This is a genomic window from Streptomyces sp. NPDC002838 (assembly GCF_040295365.1).
Classification (GTDB): Bacteria; Actinomycetota; Actinomycetes; order Streptomycetales; family Streptomycetaceae; genus Streptomyces.
The window spans coordinates 163,847-186,575 of the sequence record NZ_JBEOVF010000001.1; the positions used below are offsets into that span (position 1 = coordinate 163,847).

Annotated in this window: 22 protein-coding genes and 2 pseudogenes; 14 read left to right on the plus strand and 10 right to left on the minus strand. The window is 70.4% G+C overall.

The annotated features are described in order from the left end of the window. Positions 1-42: 42 nt before the first annotated feature. Positions 43-900, minus strand: a complete 858-nt coding sequence (gene chsH3 / locus ABT063_RS00755) for an enoyl-CoA hydratase ChsH3 (protein WP_351054887.1) — start codon at positions 898-900, stop codon at positions 43-45. A 377-nt stretch (positions 901-1,277) separates the two neighbouring features. On the opposite strand from chsH3, the pseudogene ABT063_RS00760 reads away from it, so the two are divergent. Next, positions 1,278-1,463 (plus strand): annotated as a pseudogene (locus ABT063_RS00760) (response regulator transcription factor); the annotation flags it as partial. A gap of 24 nt (positions 1,464-1,487) precedes the next feature. Here the strand turns inward: ABT063_RS00760 and ABT063_RS00765 are convergent. Genes ABT063_RS00765 through ABT063_RS00775 form a run of 3 tightly spaced genes read right to left on the minus strand, consistent with a single transcriptional unit; the run spans position 1,488 to position 4,324 of the window. Beyond that, positions 1,488-2,303, minus strand: coding sequence for a hypothetical protein (locus ABT063_RS00765; protein WP_351054888.1), 816 nt, complete (start codon positions 2,301-2,303; stop codon positions 1,488-1,490). After that, positions 2,303-2,842, minus strand: a complete 540-nt coding sequence (locus ABT063_RS00770) for a SigE family RNA polymerase sigma factor (RefSeq protein WP_351054889.1) — start codon at positions 2,840-2,842, stop codon at positions 2,303-2,305. Before ABT063_RS00770 ends, ABT063_RS00765 begins: the two co-directional genes overlap by 1 nt. A gap of 51 nt (positions 2,843-2,893) precedes the next feature. Beyond that, the gene (locus ABT063_RS00775) at positions 2,894-4,324 is read right to left on the minus strand and encodes an MFS transporter (RefSeq protein WP_351054890.1); all 1,431 of its coding nucleotides are present in this window, start codon (positions 4,322-4,324) and stop codon (positions 2,894-2,896) included. A 243-nt stretch (positions 4,325-4,567) separates the two neighbouring features. On the opposite strand from ABT063_RS00775, the gene ABT063_RS00780 reads away from it, so the two are divergent. The 10 genes from ABT063_RS00780 (at position 4,568) to ABT063_RS00825 (ending at position 14,049) form a co-directional block, all read left to right on the plus strand. Next, positions 4,568-6,310: an MFS transporter gene (locus ABT063_RS00780; protein WP_351054891.1), complete on the plus strand. Its 1,743-nt coding sequence runs from the start codon at positions 4,568-4,570 to the stop codon at positions 6,308-6,310. 168 nt (positions 6,311-6,478) lie between these two features. Continuing rightward, positions 6,479-7,462 (plus strand): helix-turn-helix domain-containing protein, encoded by a 984-nt coding sequence (locus ABT063_RS00785; protein ID WP_351054892.1) that lies wholly within the window; start codon positions 6,479-6,481, stop codon positions 7,460-7,462. A gap of 116 nt (positions 7,463-7,578) precedes the next feature. Next, positions 7,579-8,067, plus strand: a complete 489-nt coding sequence (locus ABT063_RS00790; RefSeq protein WP_351054893.1) for an RICIN domain-containing protein — start codon at positions 7,579-7,581, stop codon at positions 8,065-8,067. A gap of 68 nt (positions 8,068-8,135) precedes the next feature. Continuing rightward, positions 8,136-8,648 carry an RICIN domain-containing protein gene (locus ABT063_RS00795; protein WP_351054894.1) on the plus strand — a complete coding sequence of 171 codons (513 nt, stop codon included), beginning with the start codon at positions 8,136-8,138 and terminating at the stop codon, positions 8,646-8,648. Next, on the plus strand, positions 8,636-9,784 hold the full coding sequence (locus ABT063_RS00800; RefSeq protein WP_351054895.1) for a sialidase family protein: 1,149 nt from the start codon (positions 8,636-8,638) through the stop codon (positions 9,782-9,784). The genes ABT063_RS00795 and ABT063_RS00800 overlap by 13 nt, the downstream gene beginning before the upstream one ends. 105 nt (positions 9,785-9,889) lie before the next feature. Further along, complete coding sequence (locus tag ABT063_RS00805) at positions 9,890-10,540, plus strand: class I SAM-dependent methyltransferase (protein ID WP_351054896.1); 651 nt, start codon at positions 9,890-9,892, stop codon at positions 10,538-10,540. Between the two features lie 22 nt (positions 10,541-10,562). Then, positions 10,563-11,525, plus strand: coding sequence for an N-acetylmuramoyl-L-alanine amidase (locus ABT063_RS00810; RefSeq protein ID WP_351054897.1), 963 nt, complete (start codon positions 10,563-10,565; stop codon positions 11,523-11,525). 164 nt (positions 11,526-11,689) lie between these two features. After that, on the plus strand, positions 11,690-12,514 hold the full coding sequence (locus ABT063_RS00815) for a hypothetical protein (RefSeq protein WP_351054898.1): 825 nt from the start codon (positions 11,690-11,692) through the stop codon (positions 12,512-12,514). Between the two features lie 130 nt (positions 12,515-12,644). Further along, a complete protein-coding gene (locus ABT063_RS00820; RefSeq protein ID WP_351054899.1) occupies positions 12,645-13,655 on the plus strand; it encodes an LLM class F420-dependent oxidoreductase in 1,011 nt (336 codons plus the stop codon). Positions 13,656-13,755: 100 nt separating this feature from the next. Then, positions 13,756-14,049 carry a hypothetical protein gene (locus ABT063_RS00825; protein ID WP_351054900.1) on the plus strand — a complete coding sequence of 98 codons (294 nt, stop codon included), beginning with the start codon at positions 13,756-13,758 and terminating at the stop codon, positions 14,047-14,049. A gap of 4 nt (positions 14,050-14,053) precedes the next feature. Here ABT063_RS00825 and ABT063_RS00830 read toward each other — a convergent pair whose 3' ends face one another. Genes ABT063_RS00830 through ABT063_RS00840 form a run of 3 tightly spaced genes read right to left on the minus strand, consistent with a single transcriptional unit; the run spans position 14,054 to position 17,279 of the window. Continuing rightward, a complete protein-coding gene (locus ABT063_RS00830; RefSeq protein ID WP_351054901.1) occupies positions 14,054-15,124 on the minus strand; it encodes a prenyltransferase/squalene oxidase repeat-containing protein in 1,071 nt (356 codons plus the stop codon). Continuing rightward, a complete protein-coding gene (locus tag ABT063_RS00835) occupies positions 15,121-15,855 on the minus strand; it encodes a class I SAM-dependent methyltransferase (RefSeq protein WP_351054902.1) in 735 nt (244 codons plus the stop codon). The genes ABT063_RS00830 and ABT063_RS00835 overlap by 4 nt, the downstream gene beginning before the upstream one ends. Next, a complete protein-coding gene (locus ABT063_RS00840) occupies positions 15,849-17,279 on the minus strand; it encodes a glycosyltransferase family 4 protein (protein WP_351054903.1) in 1,431 nt (476 codons plus the stop codon). The genes ABT063_RS00835 and ABT063_RS00840 overlap by 7 nt, the downstream gene beginning before the upstream one ends. 234 nt (positions 17,280-17,513) lie before the next feature. On the opposite strand from ABT063_RS00840, the gene ABT063_RS00845 reads away from it, so the two are divergent. Beyond that, entirely contained in the window at positions 17,514-18,185 is a 672-nt protein-coding gene (locus tag ABT063_RS00845) for a TetR family transcriptional regulator (protein ID WP_351054904.1), read from the plus strand. Between the two features lie 301 nt (positions 18,186-18,486). Here ABT063_RS00845 and ABT063_RS00850 read toward each other — a convergent pair whose 3' ends face one another. Together ABT063_RS00850 and ABT063_RS00855 are read right to left on the minus strand one after the other, a co-directional pair. Then, on the minus strand, positions 18,487-18,720 hold the full coding sequence (locus ABT063_RS00850; protein WP_351054905.1) for a ferredoxin: 234 nt from the start codon (positions 18,718-18,720) through the stop codon (positions 18,487-18,489). Positions 18,721-18,723: 3 nt separating this feature from the next. Next, positions 18,724-20,199, minus strand: coding sequence for an aldehyde dehydrogenase (locus tag ABT063_RS00855; protein ID WP_351054906.1), 1,476 nt, complete (start codon positions 20,197-20,199; stop codon positions 18,724-18,726). A 188-nt stretch (positions 20,200-20,387) separates the two neighbouring features. Between ABT063_RS00855 and ABT063_RS00860 the strand changes: the two genes are divergently transcribed. Beyond that, positions 20,388-21,413, plus strand: coding sequence for a Strvi_7410 family MBL fold metallo-hydrolase (locus ABT063_RS00860; RefSeq protein ID WP_351054907.1), 1,026 nt, complete (start codon positions 20,388-20,390; stop codon positions 21,411-21,413). A 110-nt stretch (positions 21,414-21,523) separates the two neighbouring features. Further along, entirely contained in the window at positions 21,524-21,865 is a 342-nt protein-coding gene (locus ABT063_RS00865; RefSeq protein ID WP_351055247.1) for a hypothetical protein, read from the plus strand. Between the two features lie 21 nt (positions 21,866-21,886). On the opposite strand, the pseudogene ABT063_RS00870 reads toward ABT063_RS00865, so the two are convergent. Continuing rightward, a pseudogene (locus ABT063_RS00870) lies at positions 21,887-22,539 on the minus strand (phosphotransferase); the annotation flags it as partial. Positions 22,540-22,729 lie beyond the last annotated feature (190 nt).

Genomic DNA, 22,729 nt, shown 5'->3' on the forward strand with positions numbered 1-22,729 from the left:
GTATCGCCGGTCGTTGCGCCGGTCTCAGGAGTGTCAGGAGTGTCAGGAGTGTTCGACGATGGTGTCGGCGAGGACGGGTGCGTCCTCCCGATCGACGGCGGTCACGGCCACCCGGTCCCGGCCCTCCCCGCGCCACATGCGGATACGGAGCGTCTCCCCCGGATAGACGACCCCGGCGAAGCGTGTGCCGTAGGACCGCACCCGCGTCACATCGCCGCCGAGCAGCGTGTCGACGACCGCCTTGAGCGTCATGCCGTAGGTGCACAGCCCGTGCAGGATGGGCCGCTCGAAACCGGCGAGCTTGGCGAACTCCGGGTCGGCGTGCAGGGGGTTGTAGTCGCCGGAGAGGCGGTAGAGCAGGGCCTGGTCCTCGCGGATCGGCCGCTCGACGACCCGGTCGGGCTCGCCGGCGGGCGGTTCGAGACGCGCGGACGGCCCGCGGTCGCCGCCCCAGCCGCCCTCTCCCCGTACGAAGATCTGAGCGTCGTTGGTCCACAACGGGCCCCCCTCGTCGGCGACTTCGGTGCGCATCACGAGGACGGCCGCCTTGCCCTTGTCGTACACGGCGGCGATGCGGGAGGTCGCGGTCGCCGTGCCCTCGGCCGGGATGGGGCGGTGCAGGGTCAGGCTCTGGCCGCCGTGCAGGACGCGGGCGAGGTCGACGTCGACGCCGGGCATGGACAGGCCGCTGATCACTCCGGGCGAGCCGGCACCCGCGACGGTGGCGAAGCTCGGCAGGACGTGCAGCCGGGATTCCAGGGTGTAGCGCAGCTCGTCGGGGTCGGTGGCGGGGACGCCGGCGCCGATGCCGAGGTGGTAGAGCTGGACGTCCTTCTGACTCCAGGCGATCTCGCCGGTACGGGGCTCTGCGGCCATGGCCTTGGCTGCGTCGATGGGCATGGGGCTCCTGATCGCTGGATCGCTCGATCGCTTGATCGCTCAGAGACCTCGGTACGGCCGTCCGCACCGTCGGCCGCACCGAGGTCGACACGGGCCGACCTAGAACGCGTTCCAGTCCGGCGCCCCCTGTATAGCCCAGCGCTCGACAGTTGTGAAGACTCCTGACGGAGTGTCAGGTCGTCGGTGTCGGGTCGGTGCGCCGTGACATTTGTCCTGCCGGAGTCCGTACACGCGCATCTGCCGGGCGGGAAGGCGGGTGCGTAGCGTCGTATCCATGCCCGAGCGACGGAACATTCCCCTCCCACCCGGGCCCGCCCCCACCGGTTTCAGCCTGCTGCCGTGGCTGCTCATGGGCATGGGCGCGTTCTCCAACCTCTTCCTCGGCCCGCGAGTGCGACGTCCTCAAGGCCTCCGCGGACGGCGCGACCGTCGCCGACATCGCCGCCAAGCTCCGCCTGTCGGAGTCCACGGTCCGCAACTACCTCTCCTCCGCCATCGGCAAGACGGGCACCCGCAACCGCATGGAGGCGATGCGGGAGGCCCGGCAGCAGGGGTGGCTCTAGCCAGGTCGGCCCACCCTCTCTTCCCTACTTCGTCACCTTCACCGACTCGTACTCCGTCCCCTTCGGCGCCAGGCACACGAACCAGTTCACCGGAGAGCCCTCGACCGTGCGGATCGCCGGGATGTCCGTGCTGACCTCCTCGTTCGGCGGCGGCTTGGTCACCTCGGTGGTCGTGCCGTTCTTCCAGGTGCACGTGATCTGCTGGACGGTCTTGGCGACCTTGCCGATGACCAGGCGCTGAGGGTCGTCGGAATCGATCTTCAGGGGCATCGCCGCGGACTCGATGTCCGCGCGGGACATGGTGTCGTCCCCGCTGAACAGGCCCTGGAGCGCCATCGAGCCCTTGTCACCGTCGCTGTGGTGCACGAAGAACGCGCCCTTGCCGACCAGTTGGGACGCCTGGTTCGCCTCCGCGAGCTTGTACCCGTACTCGTGCATCGCATCGAGCTCGGCCTGCGCCTCCCCCTCGTCGCGAGGCGCAGGCCAGACGTCGACCAGGACCTCCCACGTCTTGCCGTTCTCCGCCCCGTCGGCCAGCCTTGTCCACTTGGCCTCGAACACGTTCGGCGACACGGTCACCGGCGGCTGCGTGGCCACCGCCCCCTTCCGCCCCCCGTCCCCGCCCGGCAGCCCCGCCACCGCGAGCGTCGCCGAGGAGCCGGCCAGTACCAGGGCCGTCGCCGCCGCCAGCGCCCAGCGCCGGGCCCTGCGGCGGCGGCCGCCGCGGATCACCGCCTGGTAGGGGGCTATGCCGATCTCGACCTCGTCCGCGGCGTCGGCCAGCAGGAGGGCGATGTCGCTGTTGGTCATGTCGTGGTTCGCCTTCCGGTCCGCGCTCATCAGGTCCGCCCTCCGCTCGTCACCATCTCCGCCAGGCCCGGTATGGCGCGGAGTTTCGCGATCCCCTTCGCCGCGTTGCTCTTCACCGCGCCGACCGAACACCCCATCGCCTCGGCGGTCTGGGTCTCGGTCAGGTCCTCCCAGTACCGCAGGACCACCGCCTCCCGCTGCCGCGCGGGCAATTGGGCGAGCGCCTTCAGCAGGACGCCCCGGTCGTCGGCCTGGGAGATGCGGTCACCGGTGTCGGCGACCTCGCGCACGAGTCCCGAGTCGTCCTTGGGCGCCAGGAACTCCCTGAGTTTTCTGCGGTGCTTGCGCGCGTGCGCGTTGATCATCACGCGCCGTACATACGCCTCCGGCTCGTCCGCCGAGCCGACCCTGCGCCAGGCCACATAGACCTGTTCGAGCGTCGACTGGACCAGGTCCTCCGCGGCGTGCTGCTCCCCCGTGAGGAGAAATGCCGTCCGCATCAGCCGCGGCCAGCGGCCGGTGACAAAGCTCTGGAACTCCTGGTCCCGAGCCTCCTTGCGATCCCCCATGGGCACCTCCTAGATGAACAAAGGAGTCCACGGACCGCCCGGACCGTTGCCTCAACTCGTGGAAATTTTCCGCGGCAGCCACACCAGCATCAGCACCACCCCGCCCGCCAGCACCCCGGCCCCCACCCGGAACACCAGCGCGTAGCCCTCCGTCAGGGCCTGCGGGCTGCGGTCGCCCCCGGTACGGGCCGCCGCGATGGTCGACATGACCGCCAGTCCCAGTGAACCGCCCATCGTGCGTGAGGTGTTGACCAGGCCGGACACCAGCCCGGCCTCCCCCGGCGCCGCCCCCGACGTGGCCAGCGCGGCGAGCGGTGTCCCCGCCAGGCCCGCGCCCAGCATCATCAGGATCCCCGGGAACATGATCGCCGTCAGAAAGGCCCCGTCCGCGCTCATCGTCGACTGCCAGCCGAAGCCGACGACCGCCACCACGGTCCCCAGCGCCGCCACGGCACGCGCCCCCAACACCCGCATGAGCCGCGGCGCGGCCTTCGAGCCGACGACCACGGCCAGGGAACTCGGCACCAGGGCGAGCCCGGCGTCCAGCGGCGAGTAGCCCAGCACGTTCTGCGCGTACAGCGTCATGAAGAACCACATGCAGAACATCGCGGAGCCGCTCAGGAACATCGCCACGTTCGCCGACGACACCGACCGCACCCGCAGCAGCCCGAGCGGCATCAACGGAGCCGCCGTACGGGCCTCGACGGCGAGGAAGCAGCCGACCAGCGCGAGACCGGCGAGCAGCGGCACCAGTGTGGCCCCGGCCGTCCATCCCGCGGCCTCGGTCTGGGAGATGCCGTACGCCAGGGTGGCGAGCCCGGCCGTCACCAGCACCGCGCCCGGCAGGTCCAGTCGCCGCCCGTCCCCCGCGCGGCTCTCCACCAGCCACACGACGGAGCCGAGCAGCACCACAGCCCCGACCGGCACGTTGATCAGCAGGACCCACCGCCACGACAGCGCATCCACCAGCAGGCCGCCGACGAGTCCACCGGCCGCGCCGCCGCCCGCCCCCACGGCCGTCCAGGTCGCGATGGCCCGTGCCCGGGCGGCGCCCTCCGGGACGGCGGACGTGAGGATCGTCAGCGTCGACGGGGCGAGCACCGCCGCGCCCAGCCCCTGAGCGCCCCGCGCCACCAGCAGCTGCCAGCCCTCCTGGGCCAGCCCGCCGCCGAGCGAGGCCAGCGTGAACAGGCCGAGTCCGACGAGGAACATCCGCTTGCGGCCGTAGAGGTCACCGGCCCGCCCGCCGAGCAGCATGAACCCGGCGAAGGCGATGGTGTAGGCGTTCACCACCCACTGCAGGCCCTGCTCGCTCAGGTGCAGGTCGGCCCGCATCGACGGCAGCGCCACGTTGACGACGGAGATGTCGAGCACGACGAGGAACTGTCCGGCGCACGCGAGCGCCACGACCACCCAGGTGGGAGGCGTGGCGGGACGACGGGACAGGCGGGCGACGTCAGCGGCTCCGAGCATGGATGTCATGCTCTCAACCAGCCGACGCTCCTGGCATCGGCATTTCGACGTAGGCCAGGCCCCGAGGCGTAGGCCATGGCCCCAGCCCCGGCCCTTCCCCAGCTGCCGGCCCTTCCCCAAGAGAAGACAAAGAATTCGTTAGTGGGCCGAAGCATCGGAATAGTTGCCCAGGCGCACGGGGTTCAAGCTGCACGTATCCCGCACGGCTCGCTCAACCAGCACGCCTCTCCCCAGGCCTGGAGGCCTCACTTCATGACGCACACGTCGACCGACCAGCCCGCACCCGGAGCGAGCGGAGCCGTCGTCCCGGTGCTCGCCTTCGCGGGCATCGTGGTCGCGGTGATGCAGACCCTGCTCGTCCCGGTCATCAAGGACTTGCCACAGCTGCTGGACACCTCCCCCAGCAACGCCACCTGGGTCCTGACCTCGACCCTGCTCTCGGGCGCCGTGGCCACGCCGATCATGGGCCGGCTGGGCGACCTGTACGGCAAGCGGCGCATGCTGATCGTCAGCCTCTCGGTGATGGTGGTCGGCGCACTGGTCAGCGCGTTCACCAGCGCCCTCCTCCCCATGATCGTCGGCCGTACGCTCCAGGGCTTCGCGATGGGCGCGATCCCCCTCGGCATCGGCCTGATGCGCGACATGCTGCCCCGCGAGAAGCTCGGCTCGGCGATGGCCCTGATGAGCTCCTCGATCGGCGTCGGCGGCGGCCTCGCCCTGCCCGCAGCGGCCCTGGTCGCGCAGCACACCGACTGGCACGCCCTCTTCTACGGCGCCGCGGGCATCGGCGCCCTCGCCATCGCCCTCACCCTCCTCGTCGTACCGGAGTCCCCGATGCGCGCGAAGGGCTCCTTCGACGTCCTGGGCGCCCTCGGCCTCTCCACCGGTCTCGTGCTCTTCCTGCTGCCGATCACCAAGGGCAGCGACTGGGGCTGGACCTCCGCCACCACACTCGGCCTGTTCGCCGCGTCCGCCGTCGTACTCCTCCTGTGGGGCGTGATGGAGCTGCGGGTCAAGGCCCCGCTGGTGGACCTGCGCACCACGGCCCGCCCGGCCGTCCTCTTCACCAACCTCGCCTCGATCATGGTCGGGGTCAGCTTCTACGTCGTCTCCCTCGTCCTTCCGCAGCTCCTCCAGCTGCCCAAGGCCACCGGCTACGGCCTCGGCCAGTCGATGGTTGTCGCCGGCCTGCTGGTGGCGCCGCTCGGCCTGACCATGATGTTCACGGCGCCCGTCTACGCCCGGCTGTCGGCGAAGTACGGCCCCAAGGTCACCCTGATCCTCGGCCTGCTGATCATCGCGATCGGCTACGGCGCCGGCCTGGGCCTGATGAGCGCCGCCTGGCAGAGCCTCGTCATCGCGGTGCTCCTGGGCGCGGGCATCGGCCTCGCGTACTCCTCCCTCCCCGCGCTGATCGTCGGCGCGGTCCCGGCATCGGAGACGGGCGCGGCCAACGGCCTCAACACCCTGATGCGGTCCATCGGTACGTCGGTGTCGAGCGCCGTGGTCGGCATGGTCCTCGCCAACACCGCGAACAACGTCAACGGCGTCGCGGTCCCGACCATGCACGGCTTCCGGGTCTCCTTCCTGATCGCGACGGGCGCGGTGGCGGTCGGCCTGCTGCTGGCCCTCTTCCTGCCCGGCCGACGCCCGGCGACCAAGCCGCAGCTGCGCGCGAGCAGCGAGGAGGACGCCAATCTGCAGCGCGCCGAGGAGGCGCTGCGCGGCTTCCGCGGCCGCGTCCTGGACGCCACCGGGACCCCGGTCGCCCGCGCGAAGGTCACGCTGATCGACCCCCGGGGCCGGCAGGCGGGCGCGACGCTCTCCGCCGAGGACGGCAGTTATGCCCTCACCGTCCCGGCCCAGGGCCCGTACGTCCTGGCCGCCCGCGCCACGGGCCACGCCCCGCTGGCCTCCGCGGCGACCCACGCGGGCGACGATCGCGCGGTCGACATGGACCTTTCACTGCCGGGCGAAACGGTCTCCATACCCTGAACAATCCGAGGAGATCTCTTCCCCTGGAATCCACCCGGCGTTCACGATGAGCAGGGTTCGCCGACGCACCATCCCTCCCTGTGATCTCCGCCTCCGCCGATCTCCGTGTGAGCGGAGATCGGCGGAACGCGTCTGACGGGGATTCAGGACGGTGTGGGGCGGGGCGGGATGAACGGGACTGTGTTCCGGTGCGAGGACGTGCCGGCGGACGACAGACTCGCCTACTGGCGGGAACGGGTCGGCCGAACCGCGGCGACCCTCGACGTCACCAGTGACTACGCCGCCGACTACCGGGCGGAACTGCGACTGCTGGAACTGGGACCGGTCACCGTCTGGTCGGCGACGTTCCTGCCGACGCGGTTCCTGCGCGACGCCCAGATGGTGCGGCAGTCCGACCCCGAGATCTTCCACCTGAGGCTGATCCTCGGGGGCGAGCTGGCCTTCGACCACGGCGGCCGGACCGACACCTTCGGCCCGAGCGACCTGTACCTGGCCGACAGTTCGCGGCCGGGCGACCTGCGGTCGTACGACGACGGGGAAGGCGGCTTGCTCACGGCAGTGGGCGTCGAGGTCCCCAAGGTGCTGCTGCCGGTGCCCCCGCACCGGGAGTTGCTGGGCAGACGGCTGTCGGCACGGGAGGGAATCGGCGCCCTGCTGAAGGACTTCCTCACCGGCCTGGACCGGCAGGCCGACACCGTGCGGCCGTCCGACGCGGCGCGCCTGGGGACGGTCCTTCTCGACCTGCTCTCGGCCTGGATCGCCCAGGTGCTGGAGACGGAGCCCGCACTGCCGCCGGAGACCCGCAACCGCGCCATGGCGCAAGGCATCCGGGCGTTCATCCGGCAGAACCTGCACGATCCGGAGCTGACACCGCCCGTGATCGCCGCGGCGCACCACATCTCCCTCAGCTATCTGCACCGCATCTTCCAGGAACAGGCGCAGGGCGAGACGGTCGCGGCCTGGATCCGCCGACAGCGACTGGAGGGCGCCCGCCGCGACCTCGCGGACCCCGCTCTGCGCGGCACGCCGATCCACGCCATCGCCGCCCGCTGGGGCCTTCCGCGTGCCTCGGACTTCTCCCGCGCCTTCCGCACCGCCTACGGGATTTCGCCCAAGGAACACCGGCTCCAGGCGTTGTCCGTACGGGAGTAGACGCACCGCCAAGTCCCAGTGGACTCATTGCTAACGACACTCACAACGATCACTCGCATGCTGATCAGGCAGTCGCCCGACAGGAAAACCCACGAAACACAGAGGGGCCTACTGGCATGTCCATAAAGATGATCACGCGAGTCTCCGCAGCGGTCGCCTCGGCGGTCTGCGCCCTGGCCTTCTCCACGCCGGCCGACGCGGCGGCCATCTACGCCAGGTTCGACAACGTCGGAACCGGAAAGTGCCTGGCCGTCCCCAACGCGAGCAAGACGGCCGGCACCGGCCTGATCCAGTGGACCTGCGGCTCCGGCAGCGAGCAGCAGTGGAAGATCGAGGAAGTGCCGGGCGGCGCGGTCAAGATCACGAACGAGAACAGCCAGATGTGCCTTGCCATGCCCAACGCCAGTACGGCCAACGGCACCCAGGTCATCCAGTGGCCCTGTAACGGCAGCTCGGAGCAGCGCTGGATCCACGACAGCATCAACCGCCTGCGGAACGTGAACAGCGACAGATGCCTGGCCGTCGCCAACAGCAGCACGACCAACGGCACCGAGGTCATCCAGTGGACCTGCACCACGAACACCGACCAGCAGTGGGCCTGGTAAGACCCCACCGGGGCGACCCTCCTGGCGAGGGTCGCCCTTCGTTGTCGAGCAGTTGAGGAATCTCCAGAATGCGAAGACACCTCGTCGCCGCGGCGGCCGTCGCCGTGGTGAGCGCGCCCGTGCTGACGGGCTCGCCCCTGACCGGCTCGGCGCCGACGGCCGAGGCCGCCGAAACCGCCGTCCACGCCCGCCTCTACAACCAGGGCACCGGCTTCTGTCTGGCCAACCCCGGCTCCAGCACGACCAACGGCACCGTGATGATCCAGTGGTCGTGCAGCTACAGCGACAGCAACTACTGGACGCTCCAGCCGGTGACCGGCGGCTACCACGTGATCAACAAGGCGAGCGGCAAGTGCCTGGCCATCCCCAGCGGGAGTACGACGCCCGGCGTCAAGGCCATCCAGTGGGGTTGCGGCACCGAAGCCGGCGACGAGCAGGTCTGGGTCCACGACGACCGCGACCGGCTCAAGAACGCGAAGACCGGCCTGTGCCTCGCCATCCCCAACACCAGTACGACCGTCGGCACGGAGGCCATGCAGTGGGGCTGCAACGAGAACAAGGACCAGCAATGGCTGTGGTGACCCGCGGACGTGCCCGGACCGCGCTCCTGACCGCACTCGTCCTCGCCGTCCTGACCGGTGTTCTCCTGCCGGGCCCGGCCTCCGCCGAGGGCACGTCGGGCGAAGCGAGCGCCTACATCAACACGGCGACCGAGGGCGACGGCCCCCGCACTCCCGACATCATCGGCACCAGCGCGAACAACGCGGTCGTGGCCTGGCGGGAGGGCATCGTCCCGGGCAAGGTCGACCAGGGTTACATCCGGTACTCGTACACCACCGACGGCGGCGTGAACTGGAGCCGTCCCAAGATCCTGGCCCAGGAGACCAGCGAGTACTCCTGGCACTACGTCGTCCTCTACCAGGCGGGCCACGAACTCTTCGCCTACCTCGGCCGGACCAAGACCTCGATCACCAACAACAACGGCCTCCCGATCGACGCCGTCGTGGTCAAGCGGAGCACCGACGAGGGGCACACCTGGCAGGACTACCCCACCACCATTCCGTACGACGACCCGGACACCACGGGCGTCGACGAGGGCTTCGCCAACCTCATCATCGCCGGTCGCCCGGTCCAGCTGGCGGGCGGCAAGCACGTCATCCCGTTCTGGGCCTCGGGCCGGGAGAACGGGGTGCTGATCTCCTCGGACCTGAAGACCTGGACGGCCGGTGGCGTCGTACCGGATCCGAACGACCTCGACGGCGGCGAACCCCAGATCGCCGTCTCGCAGGACGATCCGAACAAGCTGGTCATGGTCGCCCGCAGCGCCGCGAGCCGGACCCGCGCGGCGACGGCCACGAGTTCCGACGGCGGTCAGACCTGGACGCCCTTCATGCTCGACTCCAACCTGCCGAGCTACGACGTCAAGGTCCAGTTCACCAAGGACAGCAACGGGCAGTACCTGTCCATCCACAACACCGCCAAGGACCGTAAGGTCCTCAACTACAAGGTCAAGCGCCCCGGCGCGGCCTGGAGCGCCGGCAAGTTCTTCGCCGACGGCCCGGCGGCCGACGAGGACAAGACGCCGGTCGGCACGGGTGCGGGCTGGGACACGTATGCAATGGCCGACGAGTACGCCCCGGGCAAGTTCTATGTCGCCTGGGAGTTCGACACCTCTCGGATCAAGGTGAACAAGCTCGACACCTCCGACGCGCCCTGATCCATGATCCATCGCCGCCGTACCCCCTGTCGCCCGCCGACCAGGAGGTACGGCAGCATGGGATGCCGAGACGCACGTACGACTGCTTTCGGAAAGGCAGGCGCCATGCCCGCGGCACCCAAGCCCGAGATCCTGGCCGCGTTCGAGGCGGCGAAGGGATTCATGCCGGTGGACGAGGGCCTCGCCCTGTACGCGGCGGCCGTCGAGGCGGGCAGCCTCGGTCTCCCCCTCCTGGAGGTCGGCACGTACTGCGGCCGCTCCACGATCCTGCTCGCCGACGCGGCTCGAGAGGCCGGGGTCACCGCGCTCACCGTCGACCACCACCGCGGCAGCGAGGAGCAACAGCCGGGCTGGGAGTACCACGACCCGGAGACGGTCGACCCCGAGATCGGCCTGATGGACACGCTGCCCACGTTCCGCCGCACGCTGCACCGCGCCGGGCTGGAGGAACACGTCGTCGCCCTGGTCGGCCGCTCGCCGCAGGTGGCGAAGGTCTGGAGCACTCCCCTGGGGCTCGTCTTCATCGACGGCGGCCACACCGACGAGCACGCGAACGCCGACTACGAGGGGTGGGCGCCCCACGTGGCCGAGGGCGGGCTGCTGGTCATCCACGACGTGTTCCCGGACCCGGCGGACGAGTTCACCGGCCAGGCCCCGTACCGCGTCTACCTCAGGGCTCTCGCCTCCGGTGCGTTCACGGAGGTCTCGGTGACCGACTCGCTGCGCGTCCTGCGGCGAACGGGGACGGGGGTCTGAGGGCGCGGTTAGAGTCGCTGTCGTGTCGTACGCAGGCCCGGATTTCGAACCGCCCCAGCCCCGCCGTCCCCGGCGCCGTCCGCTGACCGTCGCCCTCGCCGCGCTCGTGCCGGGCGCGTTGCTGGGGTGGCTGGTGTTCGAGGCGGTCGGCGGAACAGGCGGATCGGGCGGATCGGGCGGAGAGACAGGCGCGGCGGTCGGCACCGCCACCGCGCAGTCGAGCACCCCGGCCACCTCCCCCACCGACGACGGCAAGCAGCCGCGCACCTCCGAGAAGCCGACACCCTCTCCCTCGGCCCCCGCCGCCTCCGGCCCCCTCAAGGGCAAGGTGATCGTCATCGACCCGGGTCACAACCCGGGCAACTTCCAGCACACGGCCGAGATCAACCGCAAGGTGGACATCGGAACGAACCGGAAGGAATGCGACACAACAGGTACATCCACCAACTCCGGTTACACAGAGGCCAAGTTCACCCTCGACGTGGCCCACCGCATGCGTGCTCTGCTGGAGAAGCAGGGCGCCACGGTGAAGCTGACCCAGGACAACGACCGGCCCTACGGCCCGTGCGTGGACGAGCGCGCCCGGATCGGCAACGCGGCGCACGCGGACGCCGTCGTCTCGGTCCACGCGGACGGCTCGGGAGCGGGCAACCGCGGCTTCCACGTCATCCTTCCCGGCAGCGTGCACGCGGGCGCCGCCGACACCCGCCCGATCGTCGCCCCTTCGCGCGACCTCGGCGAGCGCATCGCGGGCAACTTCGTGCGCGTCACGGGCAGCGCGCCCTCCAACTACGTCGGCGACGGCACCGGACTGGACACCCGCACGGATTTGGGCGGTCTCAATCTGTCAACGGTTCCCAAGGTGTTCATCGAGTGCGGCAACATGCGCGATAGCAAGGACGCGGCACTACTGACCAGCGGCGCCTGGCGGCAGAAAGCGGCGCAAGGGATCTCTGAGGGAATCGTGAGTTTCCTGCGCGGGTAGTGATCAGCGCACGGATCCGGGCGGACACCCTGTTCTGGCGGACGATAGTGTCGTCCCTACGATGAGGGGCCACCCCCGCGCTTCACACCGGGGCCCGAGGGCGACATGGTGAGAGCGGCGCCTCCAGCGATGCCGACGATGAGACGATTGACGAAGGACACGAAGTGAATATCCGCTCCCTCACTCGAGGCGACGGCGTGGTGATCGGAGCAGCGGTATTGCTGTTCATCGCGTCATTCCTCGACCTCTACTCGCTCGACGGTGCTCCCGACAGCCTCGACCTCCCCAGCCTGTGGGCAAGCGGCCCGGTCCTGCTCAGTGTCGTTCTGGCGGGGATCATCGGCGCCGCGCTCGTCGTGGTCTCTCGGGGCCTGCCGCAGATGCCGAAGGTGGCGGGGCTCGACCTCGGACAGTTCGGCGTCGCCTTCACGGTGTTCGCCGCGTGGAGCGCGCTGGGCAACATCTTCGACCCGGCCGGGGGTGCCGACAACTTCGAGACGTCCGGCCCCGGCCCCAACGCCGGCATCGGCCTGATCCTCGCCCTCGTCGCCACCCTGGTCATGGCCGCCGCCGCCATCGCCACCCCTCTGGTCCCGGCACTCAAGGGCGCCCTCGTCCCCGCCCCCAAGCCCCCCACTCCCCAGCCCTACGGCGCCCAGCCCCAGGGTGGTTACGGCTACCCCGGCGCCCAGCAGCAGCCGTACGGCGGTCAGCCGCAGCCGGGGCAGCCCTTCGGGGCCCAGCCGGGCGGCCAGCCGCAGCAGGCTCCGCAGGCGCAGCCGCCGGCCGCGGACTTCTCGCCGTTCTGGTTCGCCGTGCCGGTGCCGCGGCCGCTGTTCGCGGAGGACGGTTCGCCGACGCCGATCGCCGAACTCGCCCCCGGCACCTGGTACCTCGCGGTCGAGCAGCGCGGTCCGGCGCTCGTCGCGCAGACGCAGGACGGTCGTCGTGGCGTGCTGCAGGACACGACGGGGATCCAGCGCGGCTGAGGCCCAGCCACCTGTCTTCGCCGAACGGCCCCTCGCCCTTCCGGGCGGGGGGCCGTTGTCGTACAGTCGCGTCGCAGCCCGGAACCGATAACTGACACACCATCAGTGACGTCCGACACCTGGAGGCGCCATGCGGCTAGGGCTCGCCCTCGGCTACTGGGGTCGCGGCCCCTCCGCGGACCACGTGCCGCTGGCACTGGAGGCGGAGCGGCTCGGCTACGACTCCGTGTGGACCGCGGAGTCGTGGGGCTCGGACGCGTTCACGCCGCTCGCCTGGATCGCGGCCCAGACGTCCCGCATCAAACTGGGTACGGCGGTTGCGCAGATGGCCGCCCGCTCGCCGACCACCACCGCCATGCACGCGCTCACCCTGGACCACCTCTCCGGCGGACGCGTGATGCTCGGGCTCGGTCTGTCGGGTCCGCAGGTGGTCGAGGGCTGGTACGGACGGCCGTTCCCGAAGTCGCCGCTGACCGCGACCCGGGAGTACGTCGACGTCGTACGGCAGGTGCTGCGGCGCGAGGCGCCGGTGGAGCTCGCCGGCCGTTTCCACGCCCACCCCTACCGCGGCCCGGACGCTACCGGCCTCGGCAAGCCCCTCAAGCCGATCACGCATCCGCTCCGCCCCGACCTGCCGATCCTGCTGGGCGCCGAAGGGCCGAAGAACGTCGCGCAGACGACCCGGATCGCGGACGGCTGGCTGCCGTTGTACTGGTCGCCGACCCGGCCCGAGGTGTACGAGGCTTCACTCGCCGGTGCTCCCGAAGGCTTCCTCGTCGCCCCCATGGCCCAGGTGCGGGTCTGCGACGACGTCGGCGAAGGGCTCCTGCCGGTCAAGACGATGCTCGGCTTCTACATCGGCGGAATGGGCCACGCGGCACGGAACTTCCACGCCGACCTGATGGCGCGCATGGGGTACGAAGAGGAGGCCCGGCGGATCCAGGAACTGTTCCTGTCCGGCCGCAAGGAAGAGGCCGTGCTCGCCGTCCCCGACGCCTTCGCGGACGAGATCTCGCTGGTCGGGCCGCGCGAACGCATCGCCGAGCGGCTGGAGTTGTGGCGCAAGGGGCCGGTGACGGACCTGTTGGCGCTGGCGCCGGACCGGCACACCCTGCGCGTCCTCGCGGAACTCAACTCCTGACCGACTGCTTGATCTTGCAGCTGCCGCCCGTCGGAGCCCACGCGCCGCGGGAACGAACCCGTTCGGGTTTCATCCACGGTTGAGGGGCAACCCGATGGACATGTCCCCTCATTATCGCAACGGTGCCAATCAGGCCGGCACGATCATCGCGGTCGTCGCCGACATCATGGCCCTCATCCTGGGCCTGTGGATCCTGATGTACCTGCTGGACGCGAACCGCGCGAACGACTTCGTGCAGTTCATCCACGACGCGGCCCGCTGGCTGGCGGGCTGGTCCCACGACCTGTTCACGTTCGACGAAGCCTGGGCGCGGGTCGTGGCCGGATACGGCCTGGCCGCGATCGTGTACCTGTTCGTGGGGCACGCGATCGCCAACCGCGTGCACCGGCACTGAGCGGTCAGTCGCAGCACTCCGGGTCGAGGCCGCGGGGCAGGCGATCGCCGCCGAAGACCGTGCAGGTCGCCTCGTGGCCACCGAGTGCTGCCACGGCCAGGAGGAGGGAGCCGGCCGTCCAGGTGGTCAGCTCCCGGGGCCAGATGGCCTCGTCCTCGAACACGTAGCCCGTCCAGTACAGGCCGGACTCCGCGTCCCGCAGGTGCTGGATCGACTGGAGGATGTCCAGGGCCCGGTCGGACTCGCCCATCGCCCAGAGGGCGATGGCGAGTTCGGCCGACTCCCCGCCCGTCACCCACGGGTTGGGGACGACGCAGCGCACCCCGAGGCCGGGTACGACGAAGCGGTCCCAGTCCGCCTCTATGCGGGACTTGGCCTCCGCGCCGGTGAGCGCGCCCCCCAGCACCGGGTAGTACCAGTCCATCGAGTAGCGGTCCTTGTCGAGGAACCGCTCCGGGTGGCGCCGGATCGCGTGCCGCAGCGCCCCCACCGCCAACTCCCAGTCCGGCTGCGGCTCTTCGCGCTGGTCGGCGATGGCGAGCGCGCAGCACAGCGCGTGGTGGATCGAGGAGGAGCCGGTCAGCAGCGCGTCCGCGGTGGCCGTGCCGTCGTCCTCGCTCTTCCAGCCGATCTGTCCGCCCGGCTGCTGGAGGCGCAGGACGCATTCGATCGCCGCGTGGACCGTCGGCCACATGCGGTCGAGGAACGTGTCGTCGCCGGTGGAGAGGTAGTGGTGCCAGACGCCCACGGCTATGTAGGCGACGAAGTTCGTCTCGCGGCCCCGGTCGGTGACGTCGTCGAAGTCCCCGTCGGCGTACGCCGCGTACCAGGAGCCGTCCTCGTTCTGGTGCCTCGCCAGCCAGGCGTACGCCCGCTCGGCGGCCTCGTGCTCGCCGGCCGCGTCCAGCGCCATCGCGGCCTCGGTGTGGTCCCACGGGTCCAGGTGGTGTCCCCGGAACCACGGGATCGCGCCGTCCTCCCGCTGCACGGCGAGGATCCCGGCGACGGTGGCGGCAGCCTGCCCGGCGGTGAGGACCCCGGGCAGGACGAGGTGTTCTGTCCGGGGGGTGGTCACTTGGCGTCCACCCGAGGCAAATGCGGCTTGGTCGCGTACGCCACGAAGCTCTTGCCTATCAGTGGGTTCAGCGCCTGCTCGGCGACCCGCGTGGCCAGCGGCTTCTTCATGATGTCCCAGACCAGCAGCTTGTGGTACGCCCGCACCGGCAGCGCCTTGTCGTTGTCGACGCCGAACGCGCACTTCAGCCACCAGTAGGGCGAGTGGAGGGCGTGGGCGTGGTGCGTGCCGTACGGTTTCAGCCCGGCCTCGCGGATCCTCGCCAGGAGCTCGTCCGCCTTGTAGATGCGGATGTGGCCGCCCTCGACCTCGTGGTAGGCGCCGGACAGCGTCCAGCAGACCTTCTCGGGGCCGTAGCGCGGGACGGTGATCGCGATGCGGCCGCCGGGCTTCAACACCCGTACCATCTCGGCGAGTACGCCCTTGTCGTCCGGGATGTGCTCCATCACCTCGGAGATGATCACGACGTCGAAGGACTCGTCGGGGAAGGGCAGCGCGAGGGCATCGCCCTCCATGGCCGTCGCGGTGGCGCCCTCGGGGGCCTCCCCCGCCTCCTTCATCGCCGCGAACCACTTCGCGACCTCGCGGATCTCCTCGCCGTTCTGGTCCAACGCCACCACCTGCGCGCCGCGCCGGTAGCACTCGAACGCGTGCCGGCCGGCACCACAGCCGAGATCCAGAACACGGTCCCCCGGGGCGAGCGGGAACCGGGAGAAGTCGACGGTCAGCACGTGGCCCTGCTTTCGGGATGGTCTTCCGGGGTGGAGGCGGCAATGGGTGCCGTTGCCGGGGTGATCGGTGGTACCGCTGTGACTGGTTGTACGGACGCTCCTGCGGGCGCGGATGGTTGAACGGCCGAGCGGGCGATCTCCTCGCGGTACCGGGCGACCGTCCCTTCGGCGGCCCGCGCCCAGGTGAACCGCTCCAGCACCCGCTCGCGCCCCGCCGCGCCGAGCCGTCCGCGCAACTCCGCGTCACCCAGCAGCCGGCCCAGCCCGGCGGCCAGCGCGCCCGCGTCACCCGGCGGTACCGCCAGGCACGTCTCCCCGTCGCGCCCCGCGACCTCCGGGATCGCGCCGCCGGTCGTGGCCAGCAGCGGGGTTCCGGTGGCCATGGCTTCCGCCGCCGGCAGCGAGAAGCCCTCGTACAGGGACGGCACGCAGGCGACCTGGGCCGAGCGGACCAGGTCGACCAGTTCGGCGTCCGAGATGCCCTTGACGAACTCGACGGCGCCCTGGAGGCCGTAGCGCTCGAGAGCCTGGGCGACGGGCCCCTCGTCGGGTCGCTTGCCGACGACGACGAGGTGGGCGTCGGGGTGTTCGGTGCGGACCTTCGCCAGTGCCTCGACCAGGAAGACCAGGCCCTTGAGCGGTACGTCGGCGCTGGACGTCGTGACGATACGGCCCGGGACCTGCCGTATGGACTCGTCCGGCGAGAAGAGGTCCGTGTCGGCGCCGATGTGGACGACGTGGATGCGGTCCTGCCGTACGCCGAGATGGTCGACGATCTCCTGGCGGGACGTGCCGGAGACGGTGAGCACGGAGGGCAGGCGGCGGGCGACGCGCTTCTGCATGCGGGTGAAGGCGTACCACCGCCGTATGGACATCCGCCGCCGCAGGCCCTCCGCCGCGTCCAGCTCCAACCGGCGGTCCACGGTGATGGGGTGGTGGATGGTGGTGACGAGCGGGGCGCCGACATCGCCCAACAACCCGTATCCGAGTGTCTGGTTGTCGTGGACGACGTCGAACTCGCCGCGCCGATCGCGCAGATGGCGGCGGGCCCGGAGCGAGAACGTCAGCGGCTCCGGGAAGCCGCCCGTCCACATCGTCGCCACTTCCAGCGCGTCGACCCAGTCGCGGTACTCGTCGCGCTTCGGGGTGCGGAAGGGGTCGGGGTGGCGGTAGAGGTCGAGGCTGGGCAGCTCGGTCAGGCTCAGGCCGTCGTAGCCCTCGTCGAGGACGGGGTAGGGCTGGGAGCCGATGACCTCGACGCGGTGGCCGAGGCGGGCCAGCTCGCGGGAGAGGTGCCGTACGTAGACCCCCTGGCCCCCGCAGAACGGGTTCCCTTTGTAGGTGAGGAGTGCGATTCGGAGCGGTCGCTCGCCGTCGGCGGCCAGGTCCTCGGAGGACCCCGCCTGACTGGCCTCAGCGGTCACTCTGGGCCCCCTTCTCCCTGCTCTGTCCCGCGAGATTACGCCGGGACGCTAATCTAGAACAAGTTTCAGACTTGATCGTTCAAGAGGCTCTGAATCTACCGGCAGGTAAGGCCGCTGTGAGCGGTGGATCGGGTGATTCACGCCACGGCGGACGTCCTGCCATGCTGGATGATCCATGCTGTGTAATCGGACGCCTTACCGACTGTCACGGCTGACTGTCACGGAACGGGATCCATGCCTGCGGAAGCCAAGGCCGACAAGGGGGACAAGGTGGTCAAGGTGGACGCCAGTACCTCACACCCCGCCTCCCCGCCCCTCACCGAGCGGCAGGAGGCGCGCCGCCGCCGCATCCTGCACGCGTGCGCACAACTGGCCAGCCGGGGCGGTTTCGACGCGGTGCAGATGCGGGAGGTCGCGGAGGTCTCACAGGTCGCCCTCGGCACCCTCTACCGCTACTTCCCGTCCAAGATCCATCTGCTGGTCGCCACGATGCAGGACCAGCTGGAGCACATGCACGGCACGCTGCGCAAGAAGCCGCCGTCGGGCGAGACGGCGGCGGAGCGGGTGGCGGAGACCCTGATGCGGGCCTTCCGCGCGCTGCAGCGCGAGCCGCATCTGGCGGACGCGATGGTCCGCGCCCTGACCTTCGCCGACCGCAGCGTCTCGCCCGAGGTCGACCAGGTCTCCCGCCAGACCACGGCGATCATCCTGGACGCGATGGGCTTGGAGAACCCCACCCCCGACCAGCTCTCCGCGGTCCGCGTCATCGAGCACACCTGGCACTCGGCCCTGATCACGTGGCTGTCGGGGCGCGCCTCCATCGCCCAGGTGAAGATCGACATCGAGACGGTGTGCCGGTTGATCGACCTGACGGATCCGGACACGCAGGGCCCGGACGGGCCGTAGGCACAAGAAAGACCTACGAGACGGGTTCCCTTCGCCGGCATTACCCGGATCAGGTAACTGGGGGTCGCCTTCCGGTCTTCCAGCCTCTCGGCCTTCCGACTTTCCGGCCTCTCAGCCCGACCGTCGCTGTCGGCCCCGGCGGATGCCGAAGCATCTCGCCGAAGTCGGCTACTCCGGTCGAACTCCCTCACTCGTCCCGTAGGCACTTCCCATAATAGGACATTCGCCCCGGTATGGAATCCCCCGAATGCTGATTTTTTAGGATCTCCTGGGGCTCCTACCCCTCCGGCTACCCCTCCGGCTACTCCTCCGGGGGAAACACCGGCTCCCCGCTCCCCAGCAGCGTGATCATGATGGCCTCCACCGGGCAGGCCTCCGCCGCCGCCAGGACCTTCTCGTTGGCGTCGGTCTCCGGCTCGGCGGGGTGGGACTGGCGTCCCGCGTCGAGCCGGAAACCGTCCGGGGCGTGGTGGACACAGCTCGCGGAGCCGATGCACAGGGAGCGGTCGACCTCGACCTGCCAGCGGTCGCCCACGCGCTACACCTCCCCGCCGGCCGGCAGATGGATCATCTTGTGCTCCAGGTACTCGCCGTAGCCTTCCGGCCCGAACTCCCTCCCCAGCCCGGAGTTCTTGTAGCCGCCGAAGGGGCCGAGCATGTCGAGACTGAAGGTGTTGACGGAGTACGTGCCGGTACGGACCCGGCGGGCGATCTCGATGCCGTGCTCGACGTCGGCGGTCCACACGCTGCCGCTCAGCCCGTAGTCGGAGTCGTTCGCGATCTTCACGGCCTCGGACTCGTCGCCGTACGGGAGCAGGCAGATCACCGGCCCGAAGATCTCCTCCCGGGCGATGCGCATCGAGTTGTCGACGTCGCCGAAGAGCGTCGGCTCCACGTACCAGCCCCGATCGAGCCCCGGCGGGCGCCCGCCGCCCGTGAGGATCTTGGCGCCCTCCTCCTGGCCGATGCGGATGTAGTCCAGGTTGCGCCGCTGCTGCCGCTGCGCCACCAGCGGGCCGACCTGCGTCGCCGGGTCCAGCGGGTCGCCGACGACCAGGGCGCCGGCCGCCGCCGCGAAGGCCTCGGCGAACTCGTCGTAGCGGGAGCGGGGCAGCAGGATGCGGGTCTGGGCCACGCAGGCCTGGCCGTTGTTCATCCAGGCCGCGGAGACGATGCCGGGGACGGAGGTCTCCAGGTCCGCGTCCGGCAGGACCACCGCCGCCGACTTGCCGCCCAGCTCCAGCGTCACGCGCGTCAGATTGCGGGCGGCCACCTCCATCACGCGCTTGCCGGCCGCCACCGAGCCGGTGAAGGAGATCTTGTCGACGCCCGGGTGCCCGACGAGGTACTCGCTGACCTCGCGATCGGCGGGCAGGATCGACAGCACGCCCTCCGGCAGCCCGGCCTCCTGCGCGATCTCGCCGAGGATGTACGCGTCCAGGGGCGATTCGGGCGACGGCTTGAGGATCACCGTGCAGCCGGTGAGCAGCGCCGGCGCGAGTTTGGCGGCGGCCACGAACTGCGGGACGTTCCAGGGGGCGACGGCCGCGACGACCCCGACCGGCTCGCGGCGCACGAGGATGCGCCCGAGGACTCCGTCGCGTGTCTCCTCGTAGGTGAAGTCCCGCGCGACCGTGATCGCCGCGTCCCACACCATCATCGCGCCGAGCGCCTGCGCGAGGACGCTCCAGGAGTACGGCGACCCGTTCTCGGAGGAGATGACGCGGGCGATCTCATCGTGCCGGGCGGCGATCCCGTCCTTGATCCGGGTGACGACCTCGATCCGCTCGTCGAGGGTCATGCGAGGCCAGGGCCCCTCGTCGAACGCCGCGCGCGCCGCGGCGACAGCCCGGTCCACGTCCGCCGTCGAGGCGTGCGGCACGCGTCCGATGACCTCTTCGGTGTGCGGCGAGATCACCTCGATGACGTCCTTGCCCACGGGGTCGGTCAACTCCCCGCCGATGAACAGCTGTCCGTGCTCTATGGGTTCTAGGGGTTCCACGAGTTCGGCCATGGCGACTGCCTCCCCGGAGCTACCGTCTCTGACGGTTCATCAGATACGGAACTGATACCAGTTCCACTCGGAGGAGTCCACGGGCCTCACACGTCGGGTTCCACGGGACGGATGACTCGGGCTCTCATCGAAACCCGTTCTAGTTATAGTGGCCGGAGCGTGGTCTGAACGCGGCGATTGGGGAGCCCATGGCGCAGGTGTACGACCACGGCGGCGGCGTCCGTTCCGTCCAGGTCCCCATCCCGGACAACCCCCTCGGCCACACCCTCGTCCACGTCGTCGACACCGACCGGGGACCGGTACTGATCGACACCGGCTGGGACGACCCGGCCTCCTGGGACACCCTCGCCGAGGGGCTGGCGGCCTGCGGCACCTCGGTCGGCGAGATCCACGGCGTGGTCATCACCCACCACCACCCCGACCACCATGGCCTGTCCGGCCGGGTGCGCGAGGCGTCCGGGGCGTGGATCGCGATGCACGCGGCGGACGGGGCGATCGTACGGCGGACCCGCTCGACCCGCCCCCAGCGCTGGTTCACCTATATGACGGCCAAGCTGGAAGCCGCCGGCGCCCCCGAGGAACACGTGGCGCCCCTGCGCTCCGCCCGCTCCCATACCCTGCCCGGCCTGGCCCCGGCCCTGCCGGACCGCGAGATCGTCCCCGGCGAACTCCTCGATCTGCCCGGCCGCCGACTGCGCGCGATCTGGACCCCGGGCCACACACCCGGCCACGTCTGCCTGCACCTGGAGGAGGAGCACCCGGCCCGACTCCCGGGCCACGGCCGCCTGTTCTCCGGTGACCATCTCCTCCCCGAGATCACCCCGCACATCGGCCTGTACGAGGATCCGGACGACGCCACCGTCACCGACCCCCTCGGCGACTACCTCGACTCCCTGGAACGCGTCGGCCGCCTCGCCCCCGCCGAGGTGCTCCCCGCCCACCAGCACGCGTTCACCGACGCGCCCGCCCGCGTACGGGAGTTGCTGGCCCACCACGAGGACCGCCTCACCGGCCTCCTCTCCCTCCTGGCCGAGCCCCTCACCCCCTGGCAGCTCGCCGTGCGCATGGAATGGAACCGTCCCTGGGACCAAATCCCGTACGGATCGAAGAACATCGCCGTCTCGGAGGCCGAGGCGCATCTGCGGCGACTGGTGAAACTGGGGCGGGCGGAGGCGGTGGCGGGGAGCGAGCCGGTGACGTACGTGGCGGTGTAAAGAGGTTGGCGTAACAAATCGCGCGCACCCGATCACTCACTGTTTAGCTGGCGCCGAGGCCGTCCATCACGGCGCCCTCTCCGGCCCTGCTCGAAGGAGAGAAGAACAGCATGAGGATCGTGAGCACCACCACCCTGAAACGAGCCGCCGTTCCGTCCCTGGCCGCGGGTCTCCTCCTGGCCGCGTTCGCCGCCCCCGCCGCGGCCCAGGCTCCGGCCGACTCCACGGCGACCCGCGTCGACAACACCGTCACGGTCACCACCCGGCTCGCGACGACGCCGAATCCCGTCCGTATGCGCGTCAACTCCGGTGGCAGTCTGATCATCGAGGACTCTTCGGGTATCACACCGGGTCCGGGCTGCACCCGCTTCGGCACGGGCAACACCGCCGTCGACTGCGGCCCCGCGAGCACCGTCACCCGGCTCTCCGTCTCCCTGCGCGACAAGGCGTGAACGGCGACGGTCCACCCGCCAACCCGCGTACGTCCGGACCAACTCCTCTGCGTTACCCAGGAGTTCGATCTCGCGTCGGCTCATCGTCGAATTGACGGCCCGCCGTCGGCGCGCCTCGGCCAGGCCCTCCCCCGTGAGGTCGGAGGGGTCGGCGAGCAGCGCGGCCAGCAGCGCGCGGGCCGTTCCGGCGAGTGCCTCGGCGGAGACTGCGACCTGGGCCAGGATCACCGCTGACATGCCCCAGTCCAGGCCCGGGTCGCCCTCCTCGGTGTTGGACCAGTCGATCACGTAGGCGCCGTCGGGCGTGAGGATCACGTTGTCCGGATGCAGGTCGAGGTGGAGTACGCGTCCGGTGGAGGAGTGACGGGCGGGAATGGCGTGAGCCGTCGCAGCAGACCGGCGAGGACGTCGCCCGCCTCACGCGCGTCGATCCGTCCCGCGCCGAGCGCCTCCAGCATCGTCGGCCCCGACAGCCGCTCCATCACCAGTTCGGTGCGCGTGGAGGCGGAGAGCCGTACCCGGGGCGCGGGGTAGCCGTGTCGGCGCACGTGCTCCATCACCGCGCCCTCGGCGAGCGCGTCCCCCCACCCTTCCCGGTCGCGGCGCAGCACCCACGCCTCGTCGATCTCGTACACGTCGGCGGAGCGGCCGGAGCCGAGCAGTCTCCCCGTCATGGATTCCCCGTCAACGGACATGGCCCGAACGTACCCGCACGCACCGGCGGCCCTCAGCCGCTTCCTTACGGGCGAGTAGAGTAGCCGCGTCGTCATCGCACCCGTACGGGGGGAAGCCGGTGCAATTCCGGCGCTGACCCGCAACCGTGAACCACCACGTGGTGAGCCGGACTGCCCCGGACGGATCGTG